Genomic DNA, 12,802 nt, shown 5'->3' on the forward strand with positions numbered 1-12,802 from the left:
TAGAAAGGTCAGAATTTCTTCTGATCTTTCTATTATTTTGTGGAAAAAGCCTTGTCTATTCCCTAATAAATCGATACAATAGAAAGGTCGGTTTAACCGAAAATTTTTAAATAATGAGGACAAAAATGTGTCAGTAAATTGGCAAGATATTGCGTTTTCTTTCCTCGGTGGTTTGGGGCTTTTCCTCTTTAGTATCAAGTATATGGGAGATGGTCTTCAACAAGCAGCCGGAGATAAGTTGCGCTTTTACATCGATAAGTATACCAGCAACCCGTTTTTAGGGGTTTTGATTGGTATTGTCATGACGGCCTTGATTCAATCGAGTTCAGGGGTTACCGTTATTGTCGTCGGTCTGGTTTCGGCAGGGCTTTTGAGTCTTCGTCAGGCTATTGGTATTGTCATGGGGGCAAACATCGGTACAACCGTAACTTCCTTCATGATTGGTTTCAAGCTTGGTGACTATGCCCTTCCAGTGATTTTCCTGGGGGCTGCGCTTCTCTTCTTTACAAGCAATAAGAAGCTCAATAATCTAGGACGTATCTTGTTTGGTGTTGGGGGGATTTTCTTTGCCCTTAACCTTATGGGAGATGCGGTAGAACCTTTGAAGTCAGTTACAGCCTTTAAGGACTACTTGGCAACCTTGGGTGATCGCCCAGTCATGGGGGTTATCATCGGTGCTGGCTTGACCATGTTGATTCAATCGTCAGCAGCGACCATCGGTATTCTTCAGAGTCTCTACTCAGGTGGTTTGCTTGATCTGCAAGGTGCCCTTCCAATCCTCTTTGGGGATAATATCGGAACAACAATCACAGCGGTACTAGCAGCTCTTGGTTCGAACATTGCGGCTAAACGTGTGGCAGGGGCTCACGTCCTGTTCAATGTTATTGGGACGGTCTTGTGTTTGATTCTTTTGGTACCATTCACAGCCTTGATTCAATGGTTTAAGTCTGTGCTTGGATTGACACCTGAGATGACCATCGCCTTTGCTCACGGTACTTTTAACATTGCAAATACTATCGTTCAATTCCCATTCATCGGAGTTCTAGCTTACCTTGTAACTAAGATTATTCCTGGTGAGGACGAAATTAACAAGTACGAAGCACTTTACTTGGACCGTTTGCTTATCACACAGGCACCAGCTATCGCCCTTGGTAATGCCAAGAAAGAATTGGTGCACTTGGCGTCATACGCCATCCAGTCTTTGGAAGCTTCATACGCTTTCTTTGCTAAGGGAGATGAGAAATACTTCGACAAGGTTGAGAAGTATGAAACAGCTGTTAACAGTATTGATGAAGAGTTGACAACTTACTTGATCGATATTTCAAACGAATCTCTTAGCGTTTCTGAAAATGAAGTTTTGGCAAGTGTGCTTGATTCTGTTCGTGACTTGGAGCGTATGGGTGACCTTGCTCTTGCAAGTGCTAATCTTTCACAACACATTCATAGTAAGGGAATTGAATTCTCTGATACTGCCAAGGCTGAGCTTGCGGATGTTTACAATCGTACTCACCGCATCGCTCTTGATAGTATTCGTGTGGTTGTAGATGATGACAAGGTACTTGCAGGTCAAGTCATCCTTCGTCATGAAGAGTTGGAAAAACTTGAAAAACAATTGCGTAAAACACATACCAAACGTCTTAACAATGGTGAGTGTACTGCGCAAGCAGGTATCAACTATGTTGATTACCTCTCACATTACACACGTATCGCAGACCATGCGATTAATCTTGTTGAAAAGGTTACAGAAGGTGTGATTTAATAGAGAAAGTCGAGAAAATTTCTCGGCTTTTTTGATATAATGAAAGCGTATTAAGAATATAGAAAAATGATGAGAGGTGGTCTTATGACCTATTATATTTCAGCCAAACGTTTTTACTTTGAAAATAAAATCAAGGAAGGTGGCTACCTAGAGGTTGTGGATGGTCATTTCGGTGACTGGACAGAAAAGGTACCAGAAGGTGCAGAAGTACTGGATTACAGTAATTATCAGATTGCTCCGGGTCTTGTAGATACTCATATTCATGGATTTGCGGGTTATGATGTCATGGGTAATTCTGAGGAAAGTCTTCTAGGCATGAGTCAAGCCTTGCTATCAGCAGGTGTGACCTCTTTCTTACCGACAGCCCTAACAGCGCCATTTGAAGAGCTGAAGGCTATTTGCCAAACAACAGCTAATACGGTTGGTAAGGAAACTGGTGCCAAAATTCAAGGGCTCTTCTTTGAAGGACCTTATTTTACTGAAACCTATAAGGGAGCTCAAAATCCTAAATACATGGGCAATCCAAGTGTGGAACAATTGAAGTCATGGCAGGAGGCAGCTCAAGGAAAATTGATTAAATTGGCTCTTGCTCCTGAACGTGAGGGAGTAGCTGAATTTATCCAAGAAGCAACCAAGCAAGGCGTCACTATTGCTCTAGGTCATTCCAATGCCACATATGAAGAAGCCATGGCAGCAGTGGAAGCGGGGGCGTCCGTTTGGGTTCATGTCTACAACGGAATGCGTGGTTTTACACACCGTGAGCCTGGTATGGTTGGTGCAGCCTTCGATAGTCCTGAAACGATTGGTGAGCTGATTGCAGATGGGCATCACGCAGTCCCTGCAGCTTGTAAGGTTCTTATCAAGCAAAAGACACCTCAAGGAGTTGCCCTTATTACGGACTGTATGTCAGCGGGAGGACGTCCTGATGGCGACTATATGCTGGGTGAACTTCCTGTCATCGTTGAAAATGGTACCGCCCGTCTCAAAGAAGGTGGTAACCTAGCTGGATCTATCCTTCAACTTAAAGACGGTGTTAAACATGTGGTTGATTGGGGACTTGTGACGGTTGCTCAAGCTCTGCAGATGGCAACTAGTGTTCCAGCTAAATCGGTTGGGCTTGAAAATACTTGCGGAAGCCTAAAAGCAGGTTTACCAGCTGATTTTATCGTCTTAGATGACTCCTTGGACTTACAAGCAACCTATGTTGATGGACGAAAAGGTTGGGAAAAATAAGAGAATAAGTAGCACTTTCTTATGAAGGTGCTGTTTTTGATTGATTTTTACAAAGGTGTCAGAGTAGTGTAAAATAGAAATACTTTGTATTTTACAGGAGGTAATATGTCAAAACGTATTTGGAGCATTGCCCTGGCCTATGTCGGTGTAATGATTGGTGCAGGGGTGTCTTCAGGACAGGACCTCTTACAGTATTTTGTTAGTTTTGGAGCTTGGGGACTGATAGGTGTCATGGTTCTAGGAATCTTGCATGTTGGCTTTGGGCGACTCATGATTGCTCTGGGAAGTTATTACCGCTCAGATGATCATTCGGTAGTCCTGGCAGAAATCAGTCATCCTGTGATTTACCGTATTCTGGATATCGCTTTGATTATCACTTGTTTCCTGTTTGGTTTTGTGATGACAGCAGGTGCAGGGGCTAACCTAAACCAACAGTTCGGCTTTCCGATTTGGGTAGGTGCTTTCCTTTGTACAGCTCTGACTATCTTTGTGAGTTTCCTAGATTTCAAAAAAATCATCGGTGTTATTGGAGTTTTTACCCCTATGATTTTGGTTATGATTGCCATGATATTCGTGACCAATGTTTTAGGACGTCACTGGGATTTTGCTGAGATGGATAAGGTGTCGCAAACCATTCAATCTCCTTTTCCGAGTATTTGGCTGTCTGTGGTTAACTATTTTGCCGTTTGTGTTATGTCAGCCATAGCCATGGCCTTTGTGATGGGTGGCTCTATTCTTAAAATCAATGAAGCTGAAAAGAGTGGAGCCTGGGGAGGATTTATGGTTGGTGTGATTTTCTTCGTCACGACCTTGATTCTCTTTGCTAACAGTGATAAGATTGCTAGCTCGGATGTCCCTATGTTGGCTATTGCTAAGGAAGTGAACCCTATCTTTGCGACGCTCTACGCCTTGGTCATCTTTGGGTTGATTTTTAATACCGTCTTTAGTCTCTATTATGCTCTTGGGAAACACTTCTCAGCAGGTAGTGATAAACGCTTCAAGTTCTTCGTGGCTACATTTGCCCTTGCTGGTTTCGCTATTTCCTTCATGGGCTTCCGTCAACTGGTAGCGGTTATGTATCCTATTATCGGTTATTTAGGAATGCTGATGTTGGTTGTGCTGGTTGTGGCTAGCTACCGCAAAAAAGCCAAAATTTGTAAGGAAAAGGAAATTCGAAATCATCTCTTGTCTATCGTTGAGAAAGCGTATGATCCCAATCAAGACTTAACCCATCAGGACAAGAAAAAGGCCAAAGAACTTCGAGAAGCCTCAATTATTGATAATGACATTCTCCATGAAGATTCCCATGCACATGTTCGTCAGGAAATGGGAATCAGTGAGAAGGATTAGAATTTTATTTTACAAGTTTCCCTATTTCTGCTATAATACTGACAAGAAAGAAGGGCTTATGGCGTTTTTCTAGCGAGCTTGGGATAGTGAAAGCCAAGTAGAGCAAAGTAAGCAAGTGGCGCTTTCTCTCAGCAAAGAGCTGAGTACAAACAGATAAAATGAAGTAATAAATTAGGGTGGAACCGCGTTTCTGACGCCCCTAGGTCGAACGACTTAGGAGCAGAGACACGGTTCTTTTTGCATCCTGAGTCACAAGAAACTTTATGAATAAGGAGTAAATAATGTCTAAAAAATTGACTTTCCACTGCGTCAGTGGTAGAGACCTCCTTATAGTCGGACTGCCCCACGCTCAGCACTAGGGTGCCTGAGCTAAACGCAGTACTAACTCGTCTTGCCTCGTAAAATCGACGAGGCAGACTCGTGTCGCAAGAAATCATTTAAATCAAGGAGTATTTAATGTCTAAGAAATTAACATTTCAAGAAATTATTTTGACTTTGCAACAATACTGGAATGACCAGGGTTGTATGCTCATGCAGGCTTATGATAATGAAAAAGGTGCGGGAACCATGAGTCCTTACACTTTCCTTCGTGCCATTGGTCCTGAGCCATGGAATGCGGCTTATGTAGAGCCATCTCGTCGTCCAGCGGATGGTCGTTACGGGGAAAACCCAAACCGTCTTTACCAACACCACCAATTCCAAGTTGTTATGAAACCATCACCATCAAACATCCAAGAACTCTACCTTGAGTCATTGGAAAAATTGGGTATCAATCCTTTGGAACACGATATTCGTTTCGTTGAAGATAACTGGGAAAATCCATCAACTGGTTCAGCTGGTCTTGGTTGGGAAGTTTGGCTCGACGGTATGGAAATCACTCAGTTCACCTACTTCCAACAAGTTGGTGGATTGGCAACTGGCCCGGTAACTTCTGAGGTCACTTACGGATTGGAACGTTTGGCTTCTTACATCCAAGAGGTAGACTCAGTTTATGACATCGAGTGGGCTCCAGGCGTTAAATACGGAGAAATCTTCCTTCAACCAGAATATGAACACTCAAAATACAGCTTTGAAGTTTCTGACCAAGATATGCTTCTTGAAAACTTCGAAAAATTTGAAAAAGAAGCAGGACGTGCTTTGGAATTGGGCCTTGTTCACCCTGCCTATGATTACGTTTTGAAATGTTCACACACCTTCAACTTGCTTGACGCTCGTGGTGCTGTTTCTGTTACAGAACGTGCCGGCTACATTGCCCGCATCCGTAACTTGGCCCGTGTCGTAGCCAAAACCTTCGTCGCAGAACGTAAGAAACTTGGTTACCCACTTCTCGACGAAGCCACACGCGCAAAACTCCTAGCAGAAGAGGAAGAATAAAAAAGAGTTACAAGAATGGAAAATGGGCAAACAAAGTGAGCCCACATGGCTACCCAGAGGCAAGTCGAAGACTTGCTAAAGGGATAGGCATCGCCGTACTGGTATATGGGGATTTTTGAAACGTTAGGTTCAAGAATCAGTTGGTTAAATCCACTTTGATGAGACTGTTGGAAATCGATGTGGAGAAGACAGAAGATTTCCCTACAGCCTCACAAAGTTAGTTAGCAACGTCCCCAGTACCTAAGATGCCTATCAAAAAGAAGAATTTTGTAAAGGAAAAAACATGACAAAAAACTTATTAGTAGAACTTGGACTTGAAGAGTTGCCAGCCTACGTTGTCACACCAAGTGAAAAACAACTCGGTGAGAAAATGGCAGCCTTCTTAGATGACAACCGTCTTTCATACGAAAGCATTCAAACCTTCTCAACACCACGTCGTTTGGCAGTCCGTGTGATTGGTTTAGCTGACCAACAATCGGATTTGACTGAAGATTTTAAAGGACCTTCTAAGAAAATCGCCTTGGATGCAGATGGAAACTTCTCAAAAGCAGCTCAAGGATTCGTCCGTGGGAAAGGTTTGACTGTTGATGATATCGAATTCCGTGAAGTCAAAGGTGAAGAGTACGTTTATGTCACTAAACACGAAGCTGGAAAACCAGCTAAAGAAGTTTTGGCTGGCGTTCCAGAAGTGCTTGCTTCATTGACCTTCCCTGTCAGCATGCACTGGGCTAACAATACATTTGAATACATTCGCCCAGTTCATACCTTGACAGTTCTTTTGGGTGACGAAGCGCTCGACCTTGATTTCTTGGATATCAAGTCAGGTCGTGTGAGTCGTGGACACCGTTTCCTTGGACATGAAGTGGAAATTACTAATGCGGATTCTTATGAAGAAGACCTTCGTACCGTTTACGTGATTGCGGATAGCAAAGAACGTGAAAACATGATTCGTGAGCAAATCAAAGCCATCGAAGCAGAACAAGGTGTTCAAGTTCAAATCGAAGAAGGACTTTTGAATGAAGTCTTGAACTTGGTCGAATACCCAACTGCCTTCATGGGAAGTTTTGATACTAAGTATTTGGATGTTCCAGAAGAAGTCTTGGTGACCTCAATGGAAACGCACCAACGTTACTTTGTTGTACGTGACCTTGATGGTAAACTTAAACCAAACTTCATCTCAGTCCGTAATGGTAACGCTGAGCACTTGGAAAATGTTATCCGAGGAAATGAAAAAGTATTGGTTGCACGTCTTGAAGATGGTGAATTCTTCTGGCGTGAAGACCAAAAACTTAAGATTGAAGACCTCGTTGCTAAATTGGCGAACGTAACCTTCCATGAAAAAATTGGTTCTCTTTCAGAACACATGGCGCGCGCTGGTGTCATTGCAGCGTCACTAGCTGAGCAAGCTGGTTTGACTGCAGAAGAAACGGCAGCAGTAGCTCGTGCAGCTGAAATCTACAAATTTGACCTCTTGACTGGTATGGTCGGAGAGTTCGATGAATTGCAAGGAATCATGGGTGAAAAATACGCCCTTCTCGCTGGTGAAGATGCTGCGGTAGCGACAGCTATCCGTGAGCACTACCTTCCTGATTCAGCAGATGGTGCCCTTCCAGAGACTAAGGTTGGTGCTATCCTTGCGCTTGCAGATAAATTGGATACCCTCCTTTCATTCTTCTCAGTTGGCTTGATTCCATCAGGTTCAAATGACCCTTATGCGCTTCGTCGTGCAACACAAGGGATTGTTCGTATCTTGGATGCCTTTGGTTGGCACATCCCTATGGATGAGTTGATTGACAGCCTCTACGGACTTTCATTTGATAGCCTTTCATATGACAATCAAGCAGAAGTCATCAACTTCATCAAAGCGCGTGTGGACAAGATGATGGGACGCACTTCAAAAGATATCAAAGAAGCCGTTCTTGCTGGTTCAAACTTTGTCGTGGCTGATATGCTTGAAGCAGCTGACGCCCTCTCAGAAGCTGCTAAGGCTGATGGTTACAAAGCAGCTGTTGAATCACTCTCTCGTGCCTTCAATTTGGCAGAAAAAGCAGATGCTTCAGTAGCAGTCGATGCCAGTCTCTTTGAAAATGATCAAGAAAAAGCTCTTGCTAAAGCGATTGAAGAGCTAGAATTGACTGGTTCAGCTAGCGACAAATTGGCTCAACTCTTTGCTCTTAGCCCAGTCATCGATGCCTTCTTTGACAACACCATGGTCATGGCAGAAGATGAAGCGGTTAAAAACAACCGTTTGGCCCTTCTTGCAGGTCTTGTAGCGAAAGCTAACGCTGTTGCAGCCTTCAACCAATTGAACACAAAATAAGTACCTGGTAACAGGTAGAAAGTAGGTTTTATTATGACACCTGAAAAAATCGCTCGTATCAATGAGCTTGCTAAAAAGAAAAAAACAGAAGGTTTGACTCCAGAAGAAGAAGTGGAGCAAGCAAAACTTCGTGAAGAATACATTGAGGGCTATCGTCGCTCAGTTCGTCACCATATCGAAGGAATTAAAGTGGTTGACGAAGAAGGTAACGATGTGACACCTGAAAAACTACGCCAAGTGCAACGTGAAAAAGGTTTGCATGGCCGTAGCCTTGATGATCCTGAATCATAATAACGATGAACAAGGGTTTGGAATTTTTCCAAGCCCTTGTTTTGAAGTATAAAATTCTGAATATTCTGTATAAAAATTGACCAATTATTTCAAAAATGGTAAAATATAAGTTATGTTAAAAAATGGCATGATTCAATGAGTCGTGCTCAATAGAATTGGAGTGAAAAAAATGTCGCAAAAGCAACATCATAAAGACGACAACCAGACTGAGAATGGGATGGTGCGTGGTCTTCAAAACCGTCACGTCCAGCTGATTGCCATCGCTGGTACAATCGGTACAGGTCTCTTCCTCGGGGCAGGGCGTTCTCTCTCCCTAACAGGACCTTCAATCATCTTAGTATATATACTAACTGGTATCTTCATGTATCTTATGATGCGAGCGATCGGTGAGATGCTCTATATGGATCCTGACCAGCACACCTTTATCAACTTTATTACCAAATACCTTGGTAAGGGCTGGGGATTCTTCTCGGGTTGGTCTTACTGGGTATCACTGATATTCCTCGGGATGGCAGAAATTACGGCAGTATCAACCTATGTGCAATATTGGTTCCCAAGTTGGCCTGCCTGGCAGATTCAGATTGTCTTCTTGATTATCCTGAGCTCGGTTAACCTGATTGCGGTTAAGATTTTCGGGGAAGTTGAGTTTTGGTTTGGGATGATTAAGATTATCACCATTCTTGCTCTTATCGCAACAGGTATCTTCATGGTAGCAACCAACTTTGAAACGCCTGCTGGACATGCTAGCCTTGCCAATATTACACACGGCTTTCAGATGTTCCCTAAAGGTTGGGTAAGCTTTGTTATGACCTTCCAAATGGTCTTCTTTGCTTACCAAGCCATCGAATTTGTAGGGATTACAACTTCTGAGACAGCGAATCCACGTAAGGTCTTACCAAAGGCAATCAAGGAGATTCCGATTCGTATTGTCATCTTCTATGTGGGTGCCCTCATTGCCCTCATGGCTATCTTCCCATGGCAAAAACTTCCAGTTAATGAATCACCGTTCGTAACGGTCTTCCAAATGGCTGGTATCAAGTGGGCAGCAGCCTTCATTAACTTTGTTGTCTTGACAGCAGCGGCTTCATCATTGAACTCAACACTTTACTCTACAGGTCGTCACCTCTTCCAAATTGCTAAGGAAACACCAAATAGTAAAGTCATGAAAGCTTTGAAGCTAGATACTTTGTCACGTAATGGTATTCCTTCACGTGCTATCATTGTTTCAGCCATTGTAGTATGTGTTTCAGCCTTCATCAATGTCTTGCCTGGTGTATCTGATGCCTTCGCTTTGATTACCGCATCATCATCAGGGGTCTACATTGCCATCTATATCTTGACCATGCTTGCTCATCTCAAGTACCGTAAATCTCAAGAGTTCATGGCAGATGGTTTCCTTATGCCAGCCTACAAGATTCTCAATCCATTGACTATCCTTTTCTTTATCTTCGTCTTTGTTTGTCTCTTCTTGCAAAAGTCAACAGTTGTCGGAGCTATTGGGGCAGCCATCTGGATTGTGGTATTTAGTATCTATAGTAACTGGAAACATAGTAAATAAATCAATCTAGCTCACCTTTATGGTGAGTTTTTTGTTGCAAAAAAGGACACAAGGTGTCCCAGTTATTAGTTATGCAATACTTTCTTGATTTCCGTGGTGAAAGAAGCCACCTAAGAGGCCTTTGCTACGATGAAAAATAGCAGGCTTATGATCGTTGTGTGAACGACCATTAACATCAAGTTTAGCCCATTCAAGAGCCTGGTAGGCATTTCGGTCTGAAACTGTAGATGTCCCAATATAGCTATAAATACCTGCCTGAGCAAGAATAAACCCTTGTAGTTGACGAATATGCTCATCATTGAGTGCTTCAGAAAAATGGATTTTAACTGTCTTATAAATCAAGGCTTGGACAGACTCAACGATAGGTGATTCTGCTAGGAGGTGCAAAAGTTCTTGATGCTTAGTAAAGTACTTATCATAGTCCATTGGAAGAATAATAGTATGGGCAATCCAATCTTCCAAGTTGGCTTTGGCTTTCTTACTGAGACCTTTTGCTGTGATACTGAGATTATCTATATTGAAAGGAAGCTGGTCGATGTGAGCAGTGTTCGAACCATATGCCTTTCTGAAAAGCGGTGTACTTGATAGAATATGTCCAGTAGGGGAAATAATAGCCAAGGCAGTTTCCTTGGTTTGGTAACCAAGCTTGTGGCATTCCATGCTAGCGTATGTATCTTTAAATTCAATAATTGCTCTTGTTTTCATCGTGTAACTCTCTTTCTGTTAGTTTATAAACTAACAATAGTTTATCATGACTTATGCTCTTGGTCAAGAATTTACCTCGAAAAACAAAAAACAATTATGTAAGGGCTTGCAAAAATGTTTGGACTCTGATAAGATAGAACCATAGCAAAAGGATTGTTACTGGTCAGCAGGCAAAACCTAGATAAATACGAAAAACTAATGGGAGTAGTGTATGCTTATCCCAATTGGTTCTTGGTATTTATTTAGGTTTTTTTCGTTGAAAAAGCCTCAAAGAAAACTAGAATCCTAGACAAGAAAGGAGCCCTTATGGCTAAATATACTGAATTAGCTGAGGACATTCTCAAACACGTTGGTGGCAAGGAAAATGTCAATAGCTTGAAACACTGTGTGACACGTTTGCGTTTTGATTTGAAAGATGAATCTAAAGCAGATGATGACTACCTTAAGAACCGTGACGGAGTTGTTACGGTGGTTAAGGCAGGTGGACAATATCAGGTGGTTATTGGTAACCATGTGCCTGACGTCTATGCGGAAGTCCTCCAAGTTGGTGGTCTTCCAGCAGGTGGAAGTCTTGATCTCGATGAAGGGGATGCACCTAAGGGAAATCTCTTTGACCGCTTTGTATCTATGGTCTCTAGTATTTTCCAACCCTTCCTTGGTCCATTGGCTGCGGCCGGGATTATCAAAGGGGTAGTCGCTATCATGGCGGCATGTGGCCTGTCAGCTGCGACAAGTCCTATGTATGTTATCTTGAATGCGGCGGGAGATGGTTTCTTCCAGTTCTTGCCAATCTTGATTGCCTTGACATCTGCTCGTCGTTTCAAGGTTAATGAGTTTACAGCTATTGCGATTGCAGGAGCACTTGTCTACCCAGATATTGCTACAGCGGTAGCAGCGCTTCAAAAGGCTGGCCATGGTCATGTTCTAGGAGCCATTCCATTTACGCTTCCAGCAGGGGGCTACCTCTCAACTGTAATGCCTTCTATCTTGGCCATCTGGGTAGCTTCTCACATTCAAAAATTCTTTACTAAGATTATCCCAGATGTCATTAAAGTCTTTGCGGTACCTTTCTTTACATTACTCATTACTGTCCCATTGACATTCTTGGTGGTAGGACCAGTTGCTAATACTTTCTCTGATGGATTGACAAGCCTTTTCCAAGCAATCATGAACTTTAGTCCGATTGTCTTTGGTCTTATACTCGGTATCTCGTGGCAAGTCTTGGTTATGTTCGGAATGCACTGGGCGCTTGTTCCCCTTGCTATCCTAGATGTGGCAACAAACGGAAGTTCTATTATTCTTTCGGCAGCTATTCTTCCATGTTTCACGCAAACAGGTGTGTTGGGAGCTATCATGCTTAAAACGAAAGAAGAAAAAGTCCGTACCATCTCTATGCCAGCCTTCATTTCATCTATTTTTGGGGTTACAGAACCTGCTATCTATGGGGTAACCCTTCCAATGAAAACGCCATTCTACATTTCATGTGGTGTTTCAGGACTTATGGGGGCTGCCATGATGGCCCTAGATATTAAGACGTATTCAATAGGTGGTCTGGGTGTCTTTGTCTTCCCAAGCCTTATTGGGCCTGACGGTAACCTTTCTAAAGTTATCTTTGCCATTATTATTGCCATTGTGGGTGGTGTTCTTGCCTTCCTCATCCAACTTTTTGTCCGAGTACCAAATCTATACGGTGGTGGGGCAGCTAAGGTTGAGGAAAAAGCTGAAGAAGCTGCACCCGCTCCTAAGGAAATTCAACAAGAAATTATTGCAAGCCCACTTATCGGGAATGTTGTCCCACTTGACCAAGTTCCTGACCAAGTCTTTGCCTCAGGAGCTATGGGTAAAGGTATCGCTATTGACCCTACTGATGGGGTAGTTGTCGCACCAGCTAAGGCAACTGTTAATTTAGTCTTCCCTACTGGTCATGCGATTGGTTTGACAACTGAAAATGGTGCAGAGCTTCTCATTCATATTGGTATGGACACTGTTTCTCTTGCTGGTAAAGGTTTCAAGACCTATGTGGAAGCAGGTGAAGTCGTAGAAGCAGGACAGAAACTTATAGAATTTGACCTAGCAACTATCCGAGATGCTAAATTACCAGTTATCACGCCAGTCATTGTGACCAATACAGCTGACTTTAATGATGTCTTAACGACTAAAGAAGCTCGTGTTAACACTGGCGACTATCTCCTCACTGCTGTTAAATAAAAAA

The 12,802-nt window shown here is 42.9% G+C and carries 9 protein-coding genes; 8 read left to right on the forward strand and 1 reads right to left on the reverse strand.

What is annotated here, in order from left to right; all coding sequences use genetic code 11:
* Nucleotides 1-127: 127 nt before the first annotated feature.
* From A6J31_RS01550 to A6J31_RS01580, 7 genes are all read left to right on the forward strand, one after another.
* Nucleotides 128-1,759, forward strand: coding sequence for a Na/Pi cotransporter family protein (locus A6J31_RS01550; RefSeq protein WP_080610316.1), 1,632 nt, complete (start codon nucleotides 128-130; stop codon nucleotides 1,757-1,759).
* Nucleotides 1,760-1,843: 84 nt separating this feature from the next.
* Nucleotides 1,844-2,992: an N-acetylglucosamine-6-phosphate deacetylase gene (gene nagA / locus A6J31_RS01555; protein ID WP_080611228.1), complete on the forward strand. Its 1,149-nt coding sequence runs from the start codon at nucleotides 1,844-1,846 to the stop codon at nucleotides 2,990-2,992.
* Between the two features lie 105 nt (nucleotides 2,993-3,097).
* Nucleotides 3,098-4,342, forward strand: a complete 1,245-nt coding sequence (locus tag A6J31_RS01560; protein WP_080610317.1) for a hypothetical protein — start codon at nucleotides 3,098-3,100, stop codon at nucleotides 4,340-4,342.
* A gap of 456 nt (nucleotides 4,343-4,798) precedes the next feature.
* Complete coding sequence (gene glyQ, locus A6J31_RS01565) at nucleotides 4,799-5,716, forward strand: glycine--tRNA ligase subunit alpha (RefSeq protein ID WP_002886077.1); 918 nt, start codon at nucleotides 4,799-4,801, stop codon at nucleotides 5,714-5,716.
* A gap of 283 nt (nucleotides 5,717-5,999) precedes the next feature.
* On the forward strand, nucleotides 6,000-8,036 hold the full coding sequence (gene glyS / locus A6J31_RS01570) for a glycine--tRNA ligase subunit beta (RefSeq protein ID WP_014634025.1): 2,037 nt from the start codon (nucleotides 6,000-6,002) through the stop codon (nucleotides 8,034-8,036).
* A gap of 33 nt (nucleotides 8,037-8,069) precedes the next feature.
* Nucleotides 8,070-8,327: a DUF896 family protein gene (locus A6J31_RS01575; RefSeq protein WP_002886085.1), complete on the forward strand. Its 258-nt coding sequence runs from the start codon at nucleotides 8,070-8,072 to the stop codon at nucleotides 8,325-8,327.
* A gap of 169 nt (nucleotides 8,328-8,496) precedes the next feature.
* Nucleotides 8,497-9,885: an amino acid permease gene (locus tag A6J31_RS01580; RefSeq protein ID WP_037599650.1), complete on the forward strand. Its 1,389-nt coding sequence runs from the start codon at nucleotides 8,497-8,499 to the stop codon at nucleotides 9,883-9,885.
* Between the two features lie 69 nt (nucleotides 9,886-9,954).
* Here the strand turns inward: A6J31_RS01580 and A6J31_RS01585 are convergent, their stop codons facing one another.
* On the reverse strand, nucleotides 9,955-10,590 hold the full coding sequence (locus A6J31_RS01585; RefSeq protein WP_080610318.1) for a nucleotidyltransferase: 636 nt from the start codon (nucleotides 10,588-10,590) through the stop codon (nucleotides 9,955-9,957).
* Between the two features lie 306 nt (nucleotides 10,591-10,896).
* Between A6J31_RS01585 and A6J31_RS01590 the strand changes: the two genes are divergently transcribed.
* Nucleotides 10,897-12,798 (forward strand): beta-glucoside-specific PTS transporter subunit IIABC, encoded by a 1,902-nt coding sequence (locus A6J31_RS01590; protein ID WP_037599652.1) that lies wholly within the window; start codon nucleotides 10,897-10,899, stop codon nucleotides 12,796-12,798.
* Nucleotides 12,799-12,802: the final 4 nt, after the last annotated feature.

It is taken from the genome of Streptococcus sp. FDAARGOS_192, assembly GCF_002073815.2.
Lineage (GTDB): Bacteria > Bacillota > Bacilli > Lactobacillales > Streptococcaceae > Streptococcus > Streptococcus salivarius_H.